Origin of the sequence: Streptomyces sp. NPDC048290 (assembly GCF_040652095.1) — a bacterium.
In the GTDB taxonomy this organism is placed as follows: domain Bacteria; phylum Actinomycetota; class Actinomycetes; order Streptomycetales; family Streptomycetaceae; genus Streptomyces.
Window position 1 is genome coordinate 14,731 of the sequence record NZ_JBEZLM010000039.1, and the last position, 19,282, is coordinate 34,012.

Below are 19,282 nucleotides of genomic sequence, written 5' to 3' on the forward strand. Positions count from 1 at the left end.
GCCGCCGCCGCCCGGCGGAAGGTGACTCGCCTCCCCCCGACTGCCCCCCGGCGGGAGGTGACTCGCCCTCCGGCGGGAGGTGACCCGCCCCCCGGCGGAAGGTGACTGCCCCCGTCGCTCCCAACGGAAGGTGACCCGCCCCCCCGCCAGACCCCGCCCCCCGACACCCCTCCCGCTCCACCCACTGACATCCTGTGCCGCCCCGCTCCCGGGGACCGCTCCCGAGGGCGGCGCGGGATACCCGCCCGGCCCCCGGCCGTGCTCCCCTCCACCACCCCGGTGGACCGAGTCACTCCCCGCAGATCGGTGGGAACGCCATGTCCAGCAACGCCCAGCACAGCCCGGAAGGAACACTCCCAGGGACGGGAAGACCCGGGGCCGCCACGGACGACCGCACCTACACCCGGCTCAAGTGGCGCATGTTGCTCGCGGCCATGTTCTGCTACTTCTTCTTCTACACCGGCCGTCAGACCTTCGGCTTCGCCATCCCCGGTATCGAGGCGGACCTCGGCCTCAGCAAGGCCGGCCTCGGCGCGATCAGCGGCATCCTGCTCTGGTCCTACGCCGCCGGACAGATGATCAACGGCAATCTCGCCGACAAGTGGGGCGGCCGGCGCATGATGACCGCCGGAGCAGTCCTCTCCACGCTGCTCAACTGGTGTACCAGCTTCTCCACCGGCGCCCGCTCCCTCGCCTTCTTCTGGGGCGCCAACGGGTTCGCCCAGTCCCTGGGCTGGCCCTCCGGAGGCCGGGTCATCTCCACCTGGTGGGCCCCGCACGAGCGCGGACGCAGCTTCGGCTTCTACACCTTCGCCGCCGGTATGGCCTCCGTCCTCGCCTTCGTTACCTCGACCGTCGTCGTCGACACCCTCGACCTCGACTGGCGGTGGATCTTCCGCGCGCCCGTGCTGCTGATGCTGGTCGGCGGCCTCGTCTTCTACCTCGTCGCCCGCGACAGCCCCGCCCAGGCCGGAGTCACCCAGCCGGCCGCCTACACGTCCTCCGCCGCCGAGCAGGCCGCCGACGCCGAGGCCGCCGCCCGTGGCGAGAGCAGCGCCCGGCGCTACCGGACCGTGCTGAGCAACCCGAGGATCTGGTCCACCGGCATCGCCATCGGCTTCCAGAACGCCGCCCGCTACGGACTGCTGATCTGGGTCCCCGTCCACTTCCTCGGCGAGGACTGGAAGGACAGCGGCGGCGGCAGCGGCATCAGCCCGCTGTGGATCTCCGTCGCCCTGCCCGTCGGCATGGCAGCCGGTGCCCTGGTCAACGGACAGATCTCCGACCGCCTCTTCGGCTCCCGCCGCGACCGGCCCATCATCCTGTTCACGCTGGTCGGCGCGATCGCCGCGCTGACCATGTACGCCGCCCCGCTCGGCACCACCGCCGGCATCGTCGTCCTGTTCCTGACCGGCTTCTTCGTCTACGGCCCCCATTCCTCCTTCTGGGCCCTGTGCCCGGACCTCGTGGGCAAGCGCCTCGCCGGGACCGCCACCGGCACCGTCAACTGCTTCTCGTACCTCTTCGCGGGCGCCGCCGAACCACTGATCGGCGGGGTCATGGACCGTACCGGTGACACCGGTCTGATCTTCCCGATCGTCGCGGGAGCCTGCGTGTGCAGCGCCCTGGCCGCCCTCACCATCCGACGCTAGACGGGCCCTACATGACACTCACACCCACCGCCACACCTCCCGACACCCGTGGGCTGCCCCTGGCCGCCGTCTGGCGCGGTCCTGGCGACGGTCTCGTCCTCAGCCCCCAGCCCCGCCCCGGACTCGTCCCCGGCGACGTCCTCGCCCGGACCTCGCCGCAACGCCTGCTCGCCGCGCTGCCGCTCACCGACATCGACTCCGCCGTCGCCGCCGCCCGTGGCGGGGCAGCACCGCGTGTCGCCGTGCGCATGGACCGCGGCCCCGCGCCGCACCTCGCACCGCGCCGCTGACCAGGCCGTCCGTCCGCCCCCGGCCCGCGCCGCCGCGTCGGCCGCACACCTCGCAGGAGCCGCCCCATGGCACAGCCGCGTGCCGAGCACCTCCACAATCACCTCGACGGCGCCTGGGTGCCGTCCTCGACCGGGACGGTCCGGGCCGACCTCAACCCGGCCGACACCCACGACGTCATCGGAGCTTTCGCCGAGTCCGGAGCCAAGGACGCCGTCTGCGCCGTCGACGCGGCGGCGGACGCGCTGGACCCCTGGGACGTGCTCGGCCCGATCGAGCGGGCCCGGTTCGTCACCGCCGCCGCCCGGCTGATCGAGGACCGCGCCGACGAGTTCACCGAAGCCATCACCCGTGAGCAGGGCAAACACCTCATCGAGAGCCGCGGTGAGGTGATCCGCGCGGTCACCATCATGGACTTCACCGCCGGGGAGGCCCGCCGCCTCAACGGGGTCACCACCCCGGCGGAGGAGCCGCGGACGCTCGCCATGACCTTCCGGCGGCCCCTGGGCGTCGTAGGACTGATCACCCCGTGGAACTTCCCCCTCGCGATCCCGGTGTGGAAGGTCGCCCCGGCGCTGGTCGCCGGGTGCACGGCGGTGCTCAAGCCGTCGCCGCTGACCCCCTGGACGTCGGCTCTGCTGGTGCAGGCGTTCGTGGACGCCGGGCTGCCGCCGGGTGTGCTCAACCTGGTCCAGGGCGACCGGGAGCCGGGCGAAGCGCTGGTCGCCGACCCCCGGGTGGCCGGGGTGTCCTTCACCGGGTCACTGCCGGTCGGCCAGGCCATCAACCGGGCCGGGGCCACCCGGCTGCTGCGCACCCAGCTCGAACTGGGCGGCAAGAACGCCCTCATCGTCCTCGCCGACGCCGACCTCGGCGCGGCCGTGGACGCCATCGTGCACGGCGCGTTCGGGCAGAGCGGCCAGCGGTGCAGCGCCACCAGCCGGGTGATCGTGGACCGCGCGGTGCGCGAGGCGCTGCTGGAGCGGCTGCTGCCCCGGGTGACCGCCCTGCGCACCGGGCGGGGCGACGATCCGTCCGCCGACATCGGACCCGTCGTCAACGCCGAACGGATGCGGGCCTGTCTTGACGCGGTCCAGAAAGCGGTCGCCGCCGGAGCCACCCTCGTCTGCGGCGGCCTGGCCGCGCCCGGCCCCGGATTCTTCGTGGAACCCACGGTCCTCACCGATGTGGGCTGGGACACCGAGATCGCCCAGGAGGAGATCTTCGGCCCGGTCCTGTCCGTCATCGACTGCGACGGCTACGACGACGCCATGCGCATCGCCAACTCGGTGAAGTACGGCATGTCCGGGACCATCTTCACCCGGGACCCCGCGCTGATGTTCCAGTCCCTGCACGACTTCCAGGCCGGGATGCTGCACGTCAACCGCCCCGGCGTCGGCGCCTACGCCCACCTCCCGCACATGGGGGCCAAGGCGTCCCAGCTCGGCGCCCCCGAGTGCTCACCGGACGTCTGGGACTTCTACACAGATCTGCGTTCGGCCTGTATCCGCTACTGAGCGCCGCGGCCTCACCGGGACCGGTCCCTCCGCCGGTCCCGGCGAGGCCGCCCCGTCGGACGCCCGGCGCTCAGGACAACCGGCGCCGGACCAGCGCCGACAGCCGGTCGACCGCCATGATGAGGACCAGGACGACCAGGATGTGGGTGAGCATCTCGTCGAACTGGAACAGCTTGATCGACTGGTTGATGAGGAAGCCGATCCCGCCCGCGCCGACCAGCCCGAGCACCAGCGACGAGCGGACATTGACATCGAGCCGGTACAGCAGCAGCCCGGTGAGCTGCGGGGTCACCGTCGGCAGCAGGGCGTGCGCGGCGATCTGCACCCGGCTGGCGCCCGCCGACCTGAGCGCCTGGGACGGGCCCGGGTCGGCGTCCTCCAGAGCCTCGGCCCACAGCTTGCCCATCACCCCGACGTTGTGGCACACCAGCGCCAGCACCCCGGGGAACGGGCCGAGACCGACGGCCGTGACGAAGATCAGCGCGAAGACGACGTCCGGGACGGCCCGCAGGAACGACAGCAGGGAACGAGCCGCCTGGTAGACGGCCGCCGAAGGGGCCGTGCCCCGCGCCGCGAGCAGCGCCAGGCCCAGCGAGGCGGGAATGGACAAGGTGGTGCCGAGCAGACCGATCCACAGGGTGACCAGTGCCCCGGACAGGCTCGGCCCGAGGACGTCCCAGCCCAGCGCGGGCGGGAACGCCTCACCGAGGAAGTCGGTCATGCCCCGCCAGCCCTCGATCAGGGCGGCGAACGACATGTCCGTGGCGTCCCAGGCGATCACATGGACGCCCGCCACCACGGCCGCGAGGGCCCAGCCCACGAACAGGGCCTTGGGCCGCGGCGGCTTCGGCGGCACGGGGAGCCGCCGGACGTCGTCGGTCAGGAGCGTCATGGGGCGGCCTTCGCTACACGGGGTTCGTACAGGGCGTCGGTGTTCAGCCGGGCCGGGCCGTCCAGGACCACCCGGCCCTCGCGCAGCCCCACGATCCGGTCGGCGTGGCGGGCGGCGAGGGACGGCTGGTGCAGAACGGCGAGCACGGCCAGCCGCTCGTCATGGGCGAGTTCGGCGAGCAGCGCCAGGACCTGCTCGGAGGCGGCCGGGTCGAGGGCGGACACCGGCTCGTCGGCGAGCACCACCGGCGCCCGCTGGCACAGCGCGCGGGCCACCGCGACCCGCTGCTGCTGGCCCCCGGACAGGCTCCCGGCCCGGTCGTGCGCCCGGTCGGCCAGACCCACCCGGTCCAGACAGGCCATGGCCTCCTCCCGCACCTCGCGGGGGAAGAGCGCGGGCGTCAGCGACCGGCGCAGCGGCAGCCGGCCCAGCGCCCCGGCGCACACGTTGTCCAGCACACTGCGCCGCCTGACCAGATGGATCTGCTGGAAGACCAGCGCGATGTCGAGCGGGCCGGGCTGCCGTCCGGCGAGGGTGACACCGCCCGCGGTCATCGGCTGGAGTCCGGCCGCGGCCCGCAGCAGCGTCGACTTGCCGCATCCGTTGGCCCCCAGCACGGCGAGCAGCTCTCCCGGGGCGACGGTGATGTCCACCCCGTGCAGCACCTCCCGCTCGCCGTAGCGGACGGTGACCCCGGTCAGTGCCAGCATCAGACGTCCTGCTCGGTCAGGCCGAGGGTCTTCGCCAGGTCGAACAGCGGCTGATAGGTGCCCTTGTCGACGGTGATGAGGGGGGCCGGCGGGTCCACGTCGAGGAGGGCGCCCAGCTCGCCCACCTTGTCCGCGGGCAGCTTCAGCAGGGCGTCCTTGACGGCCTTCTTGAACGCGGGGTCCATGTCGCCGCGCACGGTGATCGGGTCGTTGGGGATCGGGTCCGAGGTCCACACCTTGCGGAACTCGCTCGCGTCGAAGGTGCCGGACGCGGTGGCGCTGGCGAGCTGCTGGGAGTTGATCTCGGCGGCGTCGACCGTGCCCTTGGCGAGTGCGAGCAGGGCCTCCGGGTGACCGCCCGCGTAGTTGACCTTCACATCGTCCTCGCTGAGCCCGGCGTCCAGGATCGCCTTGCGGGGCAGGGCGTCACCGGAGGTCGAGCCGATGGAGGACAGGGCGAGGGAGCGGCCCTCGAGGTCCTTCACGCCCTGGATCTCGGAGTCCTTGGGCACCCAGATCCCGGCGGTGTAGCTGGAGACGGCGCCGCTGCCGTCGCCGAAGGAAGCGAGGGGTTCGGCCTGGGCGCGCTCGCTGGCGAAGACATAGCCGAGCGGGCCGAAGATCGCGATGTCCAGCTTGCCGTTCTCCATGGCGAGGACCTCGGCGGCGTAGTCCTCGGTGACGGCCATCTCGACCTCGCAGTCGAGGCTCTCGCCGAGGGCGTCGGCGAGCACCTTCGCGGCGGGGGTCAGCTTGGCCGGGTCCTCGAAGGGCTCGACACCGAAGCGGATCTTGCCACCGGGGCAGGTGGCGGAGTCGGCCCGACCGGACCCGCCCGAGCAGGCGGTGAGGGACAGGGCGGCGATCAGAGTGCCGGCGAGGGCGAGACGGCGGACGGACACGATGGGCTCCGGGGGGATGGAAACGAGCAGGGCGGGAGCGGGGGGAGGACTACTGCGAGGAAGGGCGCCGCGAAGGGAAGGCACCGTGCGGCAGAGGCACTGCGGGGGAGGGGCGCGGCGTGGGGCCCGCTGACGGCCTCTCCGGGCTGGCAGGGTGAACGGTGTCAGCCCTGCCAACCCGGGTCAATGCTTGTATTGATAGGTCACCTGGTGTTCACCTGGATGTGGCCGAAGGCGCACCAGCAGCCTGGACGAGGCGGGCCCCTGACCCGGGCGACCCGGGCGACCCGGGCGACCCGGGCGACCCGGGCGACCCGGGCGGGGCGAGCGGGGTGAGCGGGGCGCGCCCCCCCCGGCCCGGCCGCGCGGGAGAGGGTGTCACGGCCTAGCGATGGCCCATGCCCGACGCCGTGCGGGCGACCTCGAAGATCCGCCGCCCGTCACGGTTGATCCAGGTCGCGGTCAGGGTCGGGTCGGACACGGTCGTGTCGGCGACCAGCTTCAGGAACACATGCGGCTCGACCGCGCTGTGCACCAGATGCGGGTTCGGCACGTTCAGACTCGGGATGGTCCGCTCGTGCAGCGGGCTCACGATGTACTGCCACAGGTCGTAGCCGACCCGCGGCCCGTAGTTCAGGGCACGCGAGACATGGATGTCCCCGCCGACCAGGAAGACGCCCGGGATGCGTTCGCCGGCGACGAAGTCCAGGATGGCGTCCTTCTCGTACGCGAAGGTGCCCCAGTCGTCGGACTCCGTGTTCTGCTTGTCGTCCCAGATCATGCCCGTGGCCAGGGCCTTGAACGGGGCGGTACTGGCCTTCAGCCCGTCGCGCAGCCAGTCCCACTGCACCCGGCCCAGGCAGGTCTGCCGCGCCGGGTCCGCCCAGCTCGCCCCGGTCCGGCTGAACCAGCGGGGATCGAGCAGGAACACCTCGATCGGACCGCGCCGGAAAGACGTATAGACACCTTCCCCGGTGCCCCGTCCAGTCAGCCGCTTCCCGTTCCGGTCGTGGCCGAAGGAGGCGTTGGCGCGGTAGTCCACGAACGCGGTCCTGTTGCCGGCCTTGCCCGGGTGGTCGCCCAGGCTGTTGTTCACCCCGAAGTCGTGGTCGTCCCAGGTGCCCCACACCGGCATCGACCGGATCAGCCGTGCCAGCTCCGGCTGCGCCAGGAACTCCCGGTGCTTGCGCCGCGCCACCGTGAGATCCGACGAGTCGATGTACGGGGTGTCCCCGAGCATCACGAAGCTGTCGCAGCCCTCGTCCACGATCCTCGTCCAGACCCGGTCGGGCAGCGAGGGCGCGCACGACCCGAGGCCCAGGGTCACCCTCGTCGCCGCGCCCGGCGCCGGAGCGCTGGTGAAACCCCCGGTCAGCGGGGTGAATCCGGCCGCCGTCACGGTCGGCGCGAGGGTGAAGTCGTACGCGGTGCCGGGGCGCAGGCCCGGCAGATCCAGCAGCAGGGTGCGGTCGTTCGCGGTGGACAGCCGTCCGGTCGTCCGGAGCGGGCCGCCCACGCCGTCGCGCCTGCGGTAGACGCACACCCAGTCCGGGTGCAGCGACGGCTCCAGACCCGGTCGGGCCCACACCCGGGCCGCGCTGTGGTCGACATGGCCGACCAGCGGACCCACCGGCGGCTCCACCGCGGCGGCTGCCTCCGCCGCACCGGTCGCCGCCAGGGCGTCCGGTGCGCCCGTCACGGTCAGCGCGGCGGCGACCCCGCCGGCCAGGAACACCCGTCTCTCGACGCCTTCTTGAGTCATCTCTCGTCCTCCTCGGGGAGTAGGCGTGAGGGAAAGGTGTCACTGGCCCGGACCGGTCGCAAGAACCTAGGTATATAAGTACCCCCTATGTTCACATCGAGTTTGAGTTCACCTCCGCGTACCGGAGCCGCCGGTAGGGCCGGAGCCGCCGGTGGGGCGGGGGCCGCCGGTAGGGTCGGGGCCATGGCAACTCCTCTGTACCGGTCCATCGCGGCCGAACTGCGTCAGCGCATCCGGAGCGGCGCCCTCCCGGTGGGCGCCTCACTGCCCTCCGAAGCGCATCTGTGCGAGGAGTTCTCGGCGTCCAGAGGGCCGGTCCGGCAGGCCCTCGCCACCCTGCGCGACGAAGGGCTGATCGGGGGCGGGCAGGGCAAGAAGGCGGTGGTCCTCGACGCGGTGCCGTCGCAGCCGTTCGAGTCGTTCCTCTCGTTCACCCGCCGCGCCGAACTCACCGGCCACACGCCGGGACAGCGGCTCCAGGAGATCGCCCTGCGCCGTCCCGAGCCCGAGGTCGCCGCGGCCCTGCACATCGACCCCGACGACCTGGTCGTCCAACTCCTGCGGCTGCGCCTCCTCGACGGCCGCCCCGCCATGCTGGAACGCATGACGTACGTGGAGCCGGTGGGCCGCCCGCTGATCGCCGCCGACCTCGACTCGGGCTCCATCTACGCGATGCTCACCGAGTGGGGCGTCGATCTGCACTCGGCCCGGCACACCTTCGACGCGGTCCCCGCCGACGCCGTCGACGCCCGCCTCCTGAACGTGCCCGAGGGCACCCCGCTGCTACGGGAGCGCCGCCTCACCACGGACTCCCAGGGGGTACCGCTGGAATGGTCGGAGGACCGCTACCGCTCGGACGTGGCCTCGGTGACGGTCACGAACACACGCAGCTCACGGACGGCGATGCTGTGAGGGGCGGGGGGGGGGAGGGGCTTGTGCGGTGACTGTGGGGCGTACCTCCGGTCTCCGCACCCGTGAAGCAGCAGATCATCAACTCTGAGGCGGCAGCTCACCTCCCTGCGAGGCGGCAGGTCACCCCCTGCGAAGCGACCGATCCTGCCCTCCCCTACAGCGAAGGCGACACCGCCTGCCGCGGCTCGGCCGCCGTGAGCGCCGCCGCCACCGCCTCGTCCAGCCGCCCCAACGCGTAGTGCCCGCCGACGAGTTCGGCGAAGGGCGCGTGCTGATGGTGGGCGGCGAGGAAGTCCACCGCGGTCTGGAGGTCGGCGGCGCGGTAGTTGTGCACACCGACCACCCGGCGCAGCCCCCGCACCAGCCACTCCGGGTCGAGCGCCACCGGATCGCCGGGTGAGACCGAACCCGCCAGGACGGCGGTGCCGCCCACCGTCAGCCGGTCCAGACAGGTCTGTACGGCCTCGGGCCGCCCGGACAGCTCCAGCGCGGTGTCCACCTCGGCGAGCGGTTCGCCGATGTCCCGCACACCGTGCGCGCCGAACCGCAGCGCCTGCGCCCGGCGGGCCGGGGCCGGGTCCACCGCGATCACCGTCGCCCCGGCCCGCGCCGCCATCGCCACGGCGGTCACCCCGAGCATCCCCGCCCCGGTCACCAGGACCGTACGTCCCCGCAGATCACCCGCCGCGTCGACGACCGCGGCGACGGTGGCCGTGGCGCACGAGGCCGGACACACCACCGCGTCCGGCAGCCCGTCCGGCACGGCCACGATCGACGTCCCCCGCACCAGGACGCAGTGCGTGGCGAAACCGCCGGTGAGCGGGGCGCCGGTGTCCAGCGGCTCATGACCGTACTTGCGCAGGGCCCGGCACTTCTGCGGCGTACCGCGCAGGCAGCGGTCGCAGTCAGCGCAGGAAGCGGTGACCGACCACACGACCCGCATCCCCGGCACGACCGGCCTCCCGTCCACACAGCCGGGGGACCCGGCGCCCACCGCCACGACGGTGCCCACCTGTTCATGGCCCAGCACGGTCGGGGTGGGCGAGGAGCGATGGCCATGCACGGTGTGCAGATCGCTGCCGCACACGGTCGCCAGGTCGATCCGCACCAGCACCTCACCCGGGCCGGGAGTGCGGGGCGTGGTGTCGGACACCAGCGTGAAGGGCATACCGACGCCGTCCCAGCGGGCGTAGCGGACGGCGACGGTGTCGGAGGTTGGCGCAGAGGTCATGGGCCAAACATGTCATGCTCTTGGCCCATTGGCAATAACCTGTATACCTAAGTTGGCTCAGTGGGCCAAGTGCGAGGTCCGGCCCGACCGGCTGAGGCCATCCCGAATGGATGTCAGCAGTCGCAGGGATGCGCAAATCTGTGCAGAGGCAAGGCGGTCAGTAGGCCCGCTTGATTTCGAGCATGTGGTATTGCCGAGATCCGGTCCACGCTCCCGCCATCGCGCGGGGAGCCTCGGCGAGACCTTCGCCGGTTCCTACCACGACACCGACAAACGGCAACTCGTCGTGAATGTCACCGGCGACGACTCCCGACTCGTCACCGCGGGCGACGGCACGCCCGCCTTCCTCACCGCCGGTCACTGCGGGCCCGAGGGCACCCAGTGATCGCAGGGAACGGGCGGAACGCCCATCGGCACCACCGTCCGGTCCATCGACTCCGGACTCGGTGACTACGCCCTGGTGAAGTACACCACCCCGGGCACCCTGGCGCCGAGCGAGGTCGACATGGGACCCGATGGCAGGCTCCCCATCGGGAGGGCCGCCCAGGCTCTCGTGGGTGAATCCGTGGCGCGCATGGGCGCTACGAGCGGGTTCGCCTCCGGCCGGGTCACCGGCCTCGATGCCACCGTCAACTTCGTGGATGCCGGCACGGTCACCGGTCTCATCCAGACCAGCGTCCGCGTCGAGGACGGTGACAGCGGCGGCCCTCTGTTCACCCGTGACGGCCTCGCTCTCGGGCTCACCACCGGAGGCAACGGCGACTGCGTGACCGGCGGCGAGTCCTTCTACCAGCCGGTGACCACCGCGCTGGCGGACCTCGGAGCGCAGTTGGGCGCGGGTCTCGGCGGACAGATCGGAGCCAGCCCCGGCCTCACGCCCCGGGGATGACCCCTGGGCATGACCTCCGGGGCGGGTCGCACCGGCATCGGACCACCGCCCTGATTCCGATCCGCTGACCATTCCCCCCACTGGTCGGCGGGCGTGGTCCGGCTCTTCCAGAGGAGAGCCGGACCACGTGCCGTTCCCGGCCCGGCCGAGAGCGACGCACCGGAAGGGACGTCGAGGAAGCTCGGAAAGTGAGCGGGCGACAGCCTCCCGAATTCCTGGCCGAGGAGCACGAAGCATCTCCCTCCGGAGTTCCTGTGATCGCTAGTCGTTCCCCCGGCCGGTTCCGAAGACTTCACCGAATTCGGCTCGCGATTCGGTACGCGCCAGTCATCGAATTCACCGACCACCTCCAGACCGGGTGCGCGGCACTGACAAGATCGGCCGCCCGGCCTGTACTCCGCTCTCTTCCCCGGCCCCGCGCGGTGGATCGATCCACGACGATGCCGGACCCATGGACCGGCGGTCTCCTACTCTGGGGGACGGACGTGTCGTGCCACCGGTACACCCTTCGTCGAGGGAGACGGACATGCTCAGCAAGCGGGAAGCCGCCGAAGCCGTACGTGAGGCCAAGGTCAGGACCGGAGTCACCTGGGCCCAACTCGCCGAGGCCACCGGCAGACCGCTCGCCTGGACCACCGCGGCCCTGCTGGGCCAGCACCCCATGAGCGAGGACGAGGCGACCACCGCGGCGGCCCTCCTCGAACTCGGCGAGGACGCCGCCCTCGCCTTCCAGCTCCAGCCGACCCGCGGCGCCCTGGACACCGCCGTCCCGGTCGACCCCACCGTCTACCGGCTCTACGAGATCGTCCAGGTGTACGGGCCGACGATCAAGGAGCTGATCCATGAGCAGTGCGGCGACGGCATCATGAGCGCGATCAACTTCCGGCTGGACGTACGGCGGGTGCCGGACCCCGCCGGGGACCGGGTGGTGATCACGCTGGACGGGAAGTACCTGCCGTATCAGTGGGAGTGAGCGGCGGGTACGGCGAGGCCGCCGCCGTACGGGTCGAGGTGGCCCGGATGTGCAGGCGGGCCGGGACGGTCACCGGTCGCTGCCGGTGGCCGGGGCGTTCGATCAGGTCGACCAGGGCGGCGACGGCGGCCTCCGCCGTACGGCTCGGATCGAGGCTCACCGTGGACACGGCCGGGTCCGCCCTGGCGTAGGCCGGGTCCTCGCTGGCGCAGACGACGAGCAGATCACCGGGGACGGACAGCGAGCAGCGCGCGGCCGACGCCAGGATGCGCCGGCCGCACGGGTCGTAGATCCCGTACACCGCGTCCGGCCGGTCGGGGCCGGACAGGACGGCGTCGTAGGTGCGGCCGTGGTCCTCGACCAGGGGCGGCGGCATCGGCAGCGGGCGGGGGCGGACGCCGTGCTCGGCGCACCAGTCGAGGTAGGCGGCGCGGCAGGTGCGGGTGTAGTGATCGGCTCCGTCGCCGTCCATCAGGGCGATGGCGGTGGCGCCCTGTCCGGCGAGGTGGCCGAGGACCTGACGGGTCATCGCCCGGTGGTCGTTGTCGACACACGCCTCCCCGGGGCGCAGTACGGCGGGGCGGCCGTCGAAGGCCAGCGGCAGGCCCCGCGCGCGCAGGATCCGGGCGACGGGGTCGTCGGCCGGGCTGTCCATGAGGAGGACACCGGCCACCGGGAGGGTCGCCCACAGGTTCTCGGCGGGCGCGGACGGCAGGACCGTCAGGGCGTAGCCGCGGTGGTGGGCGGCGGCCGTGGCGGCGGCGATGGCCTGGGCGAAGAAGGGGACGTCGGCGAAGTGCCAGGGGTCCGGACCGAAGGTCGTGACCGCGAGGGCGAGGGTGCGGGAGACGACGGGCGGCGGCCCGTCACGGTCGCCGTAACCGAGCGCCGACGCGACGGAGCGCACCCGCACCCGGGTGGCCGGAGCGATACGGCCCGTGCCGTTGAGGGCGTGGGAGACGGTCGCGGTGGACACCTCCGCCGCGCGGGCGACATCGGCGATGGTCGTGTGGCGCACCGGGCTCAGAGTACGGAATCCGTGGCGGGAAGGGGAGAGTGCTGCGGATATCGATGGTGGGGGGCGCTGGTGGTTATGGGCTTAACCACGAAGGATGCTGGGCAGCGCGGGGCCCGTGCCCGGGGGAGGAGCGGGCCGGGTCCCGGACAGCAGAGCCGCACCGAACCGCCCCGTCCGCCCGTCGGCAGGGGGCATCGGCGGCTCCGGACGGCCGCCGGAGGTCCCGGTGCCCGTCCGCCTCGCCGGGCACCGCCCAGCACCGCCGAGCACCGCCGATGCCGGGCACCGCCCAGCACCGCCGAGCACCGCCGATCGTAGGGACCCATCCATGACCCCTGAGCTTTCCCGTCGTCATCTCATGGCCGCCGCGGGCCTGGGCGCGGCAGCGGCCCTCGTCCCGGGCGCCCCGGCCGCCGCCGCCCCGGCGGGGACGAAGACCCGCCGGTCCGCCGCCCTGATCATCCATGACGCGCGCGTCCTGACCGGCGGCCGGTCCTCCGGGCGGCCCGCCGAGGCGCTCGCCGTCGGCAGGGACGGCCGTATCCTCGCGACCGGCAGCTCCCACGCCGTACGCCGCTTCGCCGGACGCGACACCGAGTACCTCGACGCCCGTGGCGCCACCGTGATGAGCGGCATCATCGACGGCCACGCCCACCCCCTGGGCGCCGCCGAGCGCACCCTCAACCCCTCGCTCCAGCATGAGTCCTACACCGTGCCCCGGCTCCAGGAGACGCTGCGGGGGTTCCTCGCCGACAGCGCCGCCGACGAACCCGACGGCTGGCTCGTCGCCGAGGACTGGAACCCGATCGGTCTGCTCCCCACCGGAACCGTCTCCCACCACACTCTCCTCGACGCCCTCCCCACCCGCCGCCCCGTCGCCCTCGTCGGCAACGACGGCCACAACATGTGGGTCAACCGGCGCGCCCTGGACATCGCGGGCATCACCGCCGCCACGCCCGACCCGCCCGGCGGTGAGATCGTCCGCGCCGCCGACGGCTCCCCGACGGGCGTCCTCAAGGACGACGCCCAGGACCTGATACGCCGCCACATCCCCGGCCCCGACGAGGCCCGCCTTCTCGACGCCTGCGCCCGGACCCTGCGCCAGGCCGCCGCCCAGGGCATCACCGCCTTCATGGACGCCCTGGTCACCCCGTCCGGCCTCGACACCTACGCCGCCCTCTCCCGTTCCGGCCGGCTCCTCCAGCGCATCGCCCCCGCCGTGCGCCTGGAGACCGAACAGGTCAAGAACCCGTCGGAGGCCCTGGCCTACGTACGCGACCTGCGCCGCCGCCATGGCGGGGTGGCCGGGCTGCACTTCGGTGTGGCGAAGGTCTTCCTGGACGGTGTCATCGAGTACCCGGCGCAGACGGCGGCGCTGCTCCGCCCCTACCTCGACGAACAGGGCAGACCCACCGACAACAGGGGTGACCTGTACGCCAGTTCCGCCGAGTTCGGCCGTCTGGCCACGGTGTTCGACCGCGCGGGCTGGCAGCTGCACGCCCACGCCATCGGCGACCGCGCCGTACGCACCGCGCTGGACGGCTACGAGACCGCCCTGCGCGCCAACGGCCGCCGCGGCAACCGGCACACCATCGCCCACCTTCAGCTCGTTCACCCCGACGACTTCGCCCGCTTCCGGCGCCTGGGTGTCGTCGCCTGTATGCAGCTCCAGTGGGCGACCCGCAACACCTGGACCATGGAGGCCCTGGCCCCCTACCTCGGCCCCGACCGCCACCGCCTCCTCTACCCCGCCCGCAGCCTCGAACGCCACGGCGCGGCCCTCTCCGGCGGCTCCGACTGGCCGGTGGACCCGCTGCACACCTGGAACCAGATCCGCACCGCCGTGGACCGCGAGGGAGCGGACTCCGAGCAGGGCGCCCTCTACCCCGAACGCGAGGCCCTCTCCCGCGCCTCGGCCCTGCGCCTGCACACCGCGGGCTCCGCCCACCAACTCCGCCTCGACCACCTCACCGGCCACCTCACCCCCGGCCGCGCGGCCGACCTGGTGGTCCTCGACCGGGACGTGACCAGGGTCCCGGTGCGCGAGATCAGCGACACCCAGGTACGCCTGACCCTGATCGACGGCAAGCCCGCCTACGAAGCGGACTCGGCATCGGGTACGGCCCTGCGTTCGGCCGCCCCCTCGCCCGAAAACCGCCCCGCCGCCCTCCGCGCGATCCACACCAACCGCCACGCGCACTGCGGCTGCGCGCACCCTCCGGGGCGCGGCGACGGCTGACGACGCAGGTGCGGGCTGACCGGGCGCCCGGAGGGCTCGGGCGGAGATCCTGACTCCGGGGCCGGACACGGACGTCGGACGGGCGGACCGTCCGGGGTCAGGCTCCCACGGTGCCGTCGATGCCCTCGCGCAGCAGATCCGCGTGGCCGTTGTGGCGGCCGTACTCCAGGAGGACATGGACCATCACCATCCGCAGTGACACATCCTCACCCCACCTCGGCTGATGCCCGGCCAGGTCCAGGGACGGGGCCGCGCGCTCGATCCGGCGCGAGTTCGCCACCTCCGCCTCCCACGCGGCGAATGCCTCCGCCCGGCTCGAACCACTCGCGTCGTAGGCCGCCTGGAAGTCGACGCGGTCCGACCAGACCATCGGCGCGTCCTGGTCCTCGAAGACCCGGCGGAACCAGGCGCGCTCCACCTCGGCCAGATGGCGCACCAGACCGAGCAGGGTGAGGGTGGACGGGGGCATCGACCGCAGCCGCAGTTCGTCGTCGGTCAGGCCCGCGCACTTCAGGGCGAGGGTGTCGCGGTGGTAGTCGAGGAAGGCACGGAGGGTGTCCCGCTCGGTTCCCCGGTGCGGCGGTCCGGTGCGGTGGTCGGTGCTCACGGGCTGGTCTCCTCGTCCATGGGTGCGTTCGGGGAGCGTAGCGGGCGGGCGGGTGCCGCTGTTCGGGTCCGGTCCGCCCCGCTGTGGCGGTTCGGACCCGCGGGACGGGGGAGGGCGGCGCACGATACCCGGATGATGCCCGGATTCCTGGCGCGGGCGGTCCAGGTGCTGCTGGGCCGCCACGGGCGCTCCCTGCACCTGAGGGCGACCGGGGTCGCCACCCTGGTCCTCCTCGTCGTCGCCCTGGCCGGCTCGTACGGGGTCGTGGCCGCCGAGCGGGGCGCGCCGGGCGCCCAACTGACGAGCTATCCCCGGGCCCTGTGGTGGGCGGCGGAGACCGCGACGACGGTGGGGTACGGCGACTTCTACCCGGTGACCCTGTGAGGCCGCCTGGTCGCGGTGGCCGTGATACTCGTCGGGATCACCGCGTACGGCGTGGTCACCGCCGCCCTGGCGACCTGGTTCGTCGGACGGGACCAGGAGCGCCGCCGCCGGGCGCTGCGGCGGGCCGAGGCCGCGGCGGAACGCGACTACCTGGCGGCGACCCGCGCCCTGCACGAACGCTTCGACCGGCTTGAGGAGATGCTGAGCGGCGGGGGTCGCGGCGGGCGCTGAGACGGGGGCGTCCGGCGCCGGACCTTGCTGCGCGTTCAGTGCCCGGCGCGGCCGGACCGTACGCTCCAGCGGCCGTCCGAGCGGATCAGCCGGACGGGATGGTCGAGGCACTTGCTGATCTGATCGCTCGTCAGGACCTCGTCGGCGGGGCCGGAGGCCAGACGGCGACCGTCGCGCAGGAGCAGCGCGTGGGTGGTGCCCGGCGGCAGTTCCTCCAGGTGGTGGGTGACCAGGACGGACGCCAGCTCGGGGTAGGTGCGCTGGAGGGTGTCAAGACGCTCGATGAGCTGCTCACGGCCCGCGACATCGAGCCCCGTGGAGGACTGGTCCACCCGCCTGCGCCGGGCGGCCATCACCGACGTCTACGAGCTCCGCGTGTGCGTCGAGGTCGGCGCCGCCGAACTCGCCGCCCGCCGCCGCACCCCCGAGGACATCGACGCCCTGCACACCGCCCTCGCGGGCCGTCGCGCCGCCGTGCGCGTGGGGGACGCGGAGTTCGTCGCCGCCGACATAGCGCTGCACGAGGCGGTGGTCGCCGCCGCCCACAACCCCGTCCTCACCGGGCTGTTCACCGAGTTCCTGCCGGTGCTGCGCACCCGGCTGCTCGACCTGGTCGCCCTGCTCGGCCTGCGCACCGCCGACGGCCCCGACGACGGCGACGCCGGACACGCGGACCTGGTGGACGCGGTGGTGCGCGGCGACAGCGCGGCGGCGGGCCGGGCCGCCCGCGACGAACTGGACCGCACGCTCGCCCTGCTCGACAGACTCTGACCCGCGCCGTGGCCGCTCCGGGCGCGTGGGGGTGCGGGTCGGGTCGTTTGCCGGGCGGGACGGCCGTGGCCTGGCGCTGACGGGAGGGGCGTGTGGGGCGGGGGTTGCTGCGGTCGGATCGTCTGGCGGGTTGGGCGGGGGTCGGTGCGGTCGGATCGTCTGCCGCGCGGGACGGCCGTAGCACGCGTTTGGCGCTGATCGGCGGCGATGGTCGCCCGCGCGGCTCAGCGCGCGTGCGTGGCGGGCCCCGCAGCGGTCGGGCCGCTTCCCGCGCGGGCAGCCGTACTCTGCGGCCGGCGTCGACCGGCGGCTACGGCCGCCCCACGCGGCTCAGCTGGCCTGCGTGCCCGTCGCGCTCGGGCCGTTCGCCGCGCGGAACAGCCGCAGTCGGCGATTGACGCCGATCGGCAGCCAGTGCCGTTCCGCCCGGTCGTACGGGTCCTCCGTGGCCATCGGCGCGTGGGCCGCCGCGTGCCGTAGCCGCTCCTCGATGTCCGCCAGGTCGTCAGGCCCGGTCTCCGTCAGCAGCAGGGTGCGGCCGGAGCCGTCCGCCCACAGATCCGCCGCCAGTACGACGAAGTGGGAACCGGCGGGGAACAGCACCTCGTGCGCCGCGCCCGGCGTGCCGAGCAGCGCGGTGCGGCGGCCGGACACGGACCAGATCGCACAGAGCGCGTTCCCCTCGCGCGGTGCGCCGTCGTGCCGCGCGGCCACGAAACCCGGCTCGAACAGGGTCGTGCCCGGCTGGTACAGGTCGAGCGCGCCGAGCGGCACGTCCGCCATACGGAAGACCGGGCCGGTGTGCACGGGCAGCAGCCGCAGCGCGTGCAGCGCCGCGCCCGCGACGGGGCGGACGTCCGCCCGGCCGGACCGCAGTGCCGAGTCGAGGTCGGGGTGGGCGCCGCAGAGATAGGCGGCGAGGCTGTCCAGCGGGGCGGGCGGCGAGGTTCTGTCGGACTCCGGGTTGGTCATGGTGACGGCCTTCGTGTGGGGCTCGGGACGCGCGTTGGCCCGAGCGGGGTGCGGGGGACGATCCACGCCCGCACCCCGCTCGCCGGAAGCCGGCGGCGCCGACGCCACCGTTTCCGGAGTTCCAGGGGGCGTGCCGGTGGTGCGGGGGGCCACGGGGCGCGCGGGGTTCCGCCGGGTCCGGTCCGCCCCGCCCGTCCGTACCGAGGCCACGGGCGCCCGGGAAGAACCGGAAAGCGACGACCCCGGCAGCGGCATCGGTGACAACGACGTCATGACCGCTCGGTCTCCTCTCCGTCCGCCCCGCCCGGCCGTTCCGGTACGGCTCGGCGAGGTCCGTCCGGGCCCCGCCTTCCCCAACGAACCAACGGCCCGTCCCGTACGGAAGGTTCACGGCTGAGCGCGCGCTCAGCTCGGCCACGTCTGTGACCTGCGCTGATTACCGCGTCATGGGGTTCTTTGGACTCCGTTGGTGCCGTATTGGAGACGCGTTGGGGCACCTCGGCACTCTCGAACCATCAAGCCGCGCACGCCACGCCGACGGGAACACCGGGAGATGATGGAGATGTCCGGAAGCACCACTGAACGGATCACGCCCGATCGGGCGGCCACGCTCGACGAGGAGACCCTGGCCGAGCTGATCCGGCTGCACGGCGGGTACCTCCGGCGGGCGCTCAGCAAGTACACCAATGGTGACCTCCAGCGCGCCGAGGACCTCCTCCAGGAGACCATGCTGCGCGCCTGGCAGAACCCGGAGGCCCTCTCGCGTGGCCCCGAGGAGGCGCGGCCGTGGCTGTTCACGGTCGCCCGGCGGATCGCCATCGACCACTTCCGGATGCGGGCCGCCCGCCCCCAGGAGTCCACCGACGAGATGCCCGAGCGGCAGCGCAACGCCCACGACCCCTTCGAAGAGGTGCTGCTCGCCCGGGACATGCGGGTCGCGCTCGCCGAACTGGCCCCGCTCCACCGTGAGGTGCTGGTCGAGCTGCACATGAAGGGCCGCTCCCTGGCCCAGGTCGCCGAGCGGCTGAAGGTGCCGGTCGGCACGGTCAAGTCCCGGCACTTCTACGCGATCCGGGCCTGCCGGGAGATCTTCCAGAAGCACGGGCTGGGGCCGATCCCGGTCGGCTGAGCAAGCGGCGACTGCGCGGCGACAGTGTGCCCCAGGGGAACAACTCCCCTGGGGCACACTGCTGTTGGAGCCCCTCTTGCTGTCCGCCGGTGGTCCCGTGCGACCGTTCGGCGTGAACCGGAACCGACCGTTCAACCGTTCACCGCATCACACCGACCGTTCACCGACCGAGTCCGTACGGGCATACCCTCGGGCCCTCGCCG

The 19,282-nt window shown here is 73.1% G+C and carries 16 protein-coding genes and 3 pseudogenes; 10 read left to right on the plus strand and 9 right to left on the minus strand.

What is annotated here, in order from left to right; all coding sequences use genetic code 11:
• Positions 1 to 317 precede the first annotated feature (317 nt).
• The 3 genes from AB0D49_RS39245 (at position 318) to AB0D49_RS39255 (ending at position 3,457) form a co-directional block, all read left to right on the plus strand.
• Positions 318 to 1,652 carry an MFS transporter gene (locus AB0D49_RS39245; RefSeq protein ID WP_362768168.1) on the plus strand — a complete coding sequence of 445 codons (1,335 nt, stop codon included), beginning with the start codon at positions 318 to 320 and terminating at the stop codon, positions 1,650 to 1,652.
• Positions 1,653 to 1,663: 11 nt separating this feature from the next.
• The gene (locus tag AB0D49_RS39250; protein WP_362768171.1) at positions 1,664 to 1,942 is read left to right on the plus strand and encodes a hypothetical protein; all 279 of its coding nucleotides are present in this window, start codon (positions 1,664 to 1,666) and stop codon (positions 1,940 to 1,942) included.
• A gap of 66 nt (positions 1,943 to 2,008) precedes the next feature.
• On the plus strand, positions 2,009 to 3,457 hold the full coding sequence (locus AB0D49_RS39255; RefSeq protein WP_362768174.1) for an aldehyde dehydrogenase family protein: 1,449 nt from the start codon (positions 2,009 to 2,011) through the stop codon (positions 3,455 to 3,457).
• A gap of 70 nt (positions 3,458 to 3,527) precedes the next feature.
• On the opposite strand, the gene phnE is transcribed toward AB0D49_RS39255, so the two are convergent.
• The 4 genes from phnE to AB0D49_RS39275 all read right to left on the minus strand — a co-directional run bounded on the left by phnE (position 3,528) and on the right by AB0D49_RS39275 (position 7,723).
• Positions 3,528 to 4,349: a phosphonate ABC transporter, permease protein PhnE gene (phnE, locus tag AB0D49_RS39260; protein ID WP_362768177.1), complete on the minus strand. Its 822-nt coding sequence runs from the start codon at positions 4,347 to 4,349 to the stop codon at positions 3,528 to 3,530.
• Positions 4,346 to 5,059, minus strand: a complete 714-nt coding sequence (locus AB0D49_RS39265; RefSeq protein WP_362768180.1) for an ATP-binding cassette domain-containing protein — start codon at positions 5,057 to 5,059, stop codon at positions 4,346 to 4,348. The genes phnE and AB0D49_RS39265 overlap by 4 nt, the downstream gene beginning before the upstream one ends.
• Entirely contained in the window at positions 5,059 to 5,961 is a 903-nt protein-coding gene (locus AB0D49_RS39270; RefSeq protein WP_362768183.1) for a phosphate/phosphite/phosphonate ABC transporter substrate-binding protein, read from the minus strand. Before AB0D49_RS39270 ends, AB0D49_RS39265 begins: the two co-directional genes overlap by 1 nt.
• Positions 5,962 to 6,346: 385 nt before the next feature.
• Positions 6,347 to 7,723, minus strand: coding sequence for an alkaline phosphatase D family protein (locus AB0D49_RS39275; protein WP_362768185.1), 1,377 nt, complete (start codon positions 7,721 to 7,723; stop codon positions 6,347 to 6,349).
• 183 nt (positions 7,724 to 7,906) lie between these two features.
• On the opposite strand from AB0D49_RS39275, the gene AB0D49_RS39280 reads away from it, so the two are divergent.
• Positions 7,907 to 8,635 (plus strand): GntR family transcriptional regulator, encoded by a 729-nt coding sequence (locus tag AB0D49_RS39280; RefSeq protein ID WP_362768189.1) that lies wholly within the window; start codon positions 7,907 to 7,909, stop codon positions 8,633 to 8,635.
• A 154-nt stretch (positions 8,636 to 8,789) separates the two neighbouring features.
• Here AB0D49_RS39280 and AB0D49_RS39285 read toward each other — a convergent pair whose 3' ends face one another.
• Positions 8,790 to 9,866: a zinc-binding dehydrogenase gene (locus AB0D49_RS39285; RefSeq protein WP_362768192.1), complete on the minus strand. Its 1,077-nt coding sequence runs from the start codon at positions 9,864 to 9,866 to the stop codon at positions 8,790 to 8,792.
• Positions 9,867 to 10,182: 316 nt separating this feature from the next.
• Between AB0D49_RS39285 and AB0D49_RS39290 the strand changes: the two are divergent.
• A pseudogene (locus AB0D49_RS39290) lies at positions 10,183 to 10,707 on the plus strand (S1 family peptidase); the annotation flags it as partial.
• 574 nt (positions 10,708 to 11,281) lie between these two features.
• Positions 11,282 to 11,728: a cyanase gene (gene cynS / locus AB0D49_RS39295; protein WP_362768195.1), complete on the plus strand. Its 447-nt coding sequence runs from the start codon at positions 11,282 to 11,284 to the stop codon at positions 11,726 to 11,728.
• Here cynS and AB0D49_RS39300 read toward each other — a convergent pair.
• Entirely contained in the window at positions 11,688 to 12,746 is a 1,059-nt protein-coding gene (locus tag AB0D49_RS39300) for a LacI family DNA-binding transcriptional regulator (protein WP_362768198.1), read from the minus strand. The genes cynS and AB0D49_RS39300 overlap by 41 nt on opposite strands.
• 328 nt (positions 12,747 to 13,074) lie before the next feature.
• On the opposite strand from AB0D49_RS39300, the gene AB0D49_RS39305 reads away from it, so the two are divergent.
• The gene (locus AB0D49_RS39305) at positions 13,075 to 14,985 is read left to right on the plus strand and encodes an amidohydrolase (RefSeq protein WP_362768201.1); all 1,911 of its coding nucleotides are present in this window, start codon (positions 13,075 to 13,077) and stop codon (positions 14,983 to 14,985) included.
• Between the two features lie 97 nt (positions 14,986 to 15,082).
• On the opposite strand, the gene AB0D49_RS39310 is transcribed toward AB0D49_RS39305, so the two are convergent.
• Positions 15,083 to 15,592: a DinB family protein gene (locus tag AB0D49_RS39310; RefSeq protein ID WP_362768204.1), complete on the minus strand. Its 510-nt coding sequence runs from the start codon at positions 15,590 to 15,592 to the stop codon at positions 15,083 to 15,085.
• 132 nt (positions 15,593 to 15,724) lie between these two features.
• Here AB0D49_RS39310 and AB0D49_RS39315 point away from each other — a divergent pair.
• Positions 15,725 to 16,207, plus strand: a pseudogene (locus tag AB0D49_RS39315) (potassium channel family protein).
• 35 nt (positions 16,208 to 16,242) lie between these two features.
• Here AB0D49_RS39315 and AB0D49_RS39320 read toward each other — a convergent pair.
• Positions 16,243 to 16,539: pseudogene (locus tag AB0D49_RS39320) on the minus strand (ABC transporter ATP-binding protein); the annotation flags it as partial.
• On the opposite strand from AB0D49_RS39320, the gene AB0D49_RS39325 reads away from it, so the two are divergent.
• The gene (locus AB0D49_RS39325) at positions 16,490 to 16,978 is read left to right on the plus strand and encodes an FCD domain-containing protein (protein ID WP_362768207.1); all 489 of its coding nucleotides are present in this window, start codon (positions 16,490 to 16,492) and stop codon (positions 16,976 to 16,978) included. The pseudogene AB0D49_RS39320 and the gene AB0D49_RS39325 overlap by 50 nt on opposite strands.
• 330 nt (positions 16,979 to 17,308) lie before the next feature.
• Here the strand turns inward: AB0D49_RS39325 and AB0D49_RS39330 are convergent, their stop codons facing one another.
• Positions 17,309 to 17,950, minus strand: a complete 642-nt coding sequence (locus tag AB0D49_RS39330; RefSeq protein WP_362768210.1) for a hypothetical protein — start codon at positions 17,948 to 17,950, stop codon at positions 17,309 to 17,311.
• A 562-nt stretch (positions 17,951 to 18,512) separates the two neighbouring features.
• Here AB0D49_RS39330 and AB0D49_RS39335 point away from each other — a divergent pair.
• Positions 18,513 to 19,079 (plus strand): sigma-70 family RNA polymerase sigma factor, encoded by a 567-nt coding sequence (locus tag AB0D49_RS39335; protein WP_362768213.1) that lies wholly within the window; start codon positions 18,513 to 18,515, stop codon positions 19,077 to 19,079.
• Positions 19,080 to 19,282 lie beyond the last annotated feature (203 nt).

Coding starts and splice junctions, on each gene's coding strand:
- AB0D49_RS39245 (WP_362768168.1), top strand. CDS start 318: ATGTCCAGCAACGCCCAGCACAGCCCGGAAGGAACACTCCCAGGGACG.
- AB0D49_RS39250 (WP_362768171.1), top strand. CDS start 1,664: ATGACACTCACACCCACCGCCACACCTCCCGACACCCGTGGGCTGCCC.
- AB0D49_RS39255 (WP_362768174.1), top strand. CDS start 2,009: ATGGCACAGCCGCGTGCCGAGCACCTCCACAATCACCTCGACGGCGCC.
- phnE (WP_362768177.1), bottom strand. CDS start 4,349: ATGACGCTCCTGACCGACGACGTCCGGCGGCTCCCCGTGCCGCCGAAG.
- AB0D49_RS39265 (WP_362768180.1), bottom strand. CDS start 5,059: ATGCTGGCACTGACCGGGGTCACCGTCCGCTACGGCGAGCGGGAGGTG.
- AB0D49_RS39275 (WP_362768185.1), bottom strand. CDS start 7,723: ATGACTCAAGAAGGCGTCGAGAGACGGGTGTTCCTGGCCGGCGGGGTC.
- AB0D49_RS39280 (WP_362768189.1), top strand. CDS start 7,907: ATGGCAACTCCTCTGTACCGGTCCATCGCGGCCGAACTGCGTCAGCGC.
- AB0D49_RS39285 (WP_362768192.1), bottom strand. CDS start 9,866: ATGACCTCTGCGCCAACCTCCGACACCGTCGCCGTCCGCTACGCCCGC.
- cynS (WP_362768195.1), top strand. CDS start 11,282: ATGCTCAGCAAGCGGGAAGCCGCCGAAGCCGTACGTGAGGCCAAGGTC.
- AB0D49_RS39305 (WP_362768201.1), top strand. CDS start 13,075: ATGACCCCTGAGCTTTCCCGTCGTCATCTCATGGCCGCCGCGGGCCTG.
- AB0D49_RS39325 (WP_362768207.1), top strand. CDS start 16,490: ATGAGCTGCTCACGGCCCGCGACATCGAGCCCCGTGGAGGACTGGTCC.
- AB0D49_RS39330 (WP_362768210.1), bottom strand. CDS start 17,950: ATGACCAACCCGGAGTCCGACAGAACCTCGCCGCCCGCCCCGCTGGAC.
- AB0D49_RS39335 (WP_362768213.1), top strand. CDS start 18,513: ATGTCCGGAAGCACCACTGAACGGATCACGCCCGATCGGGCGGCCACG.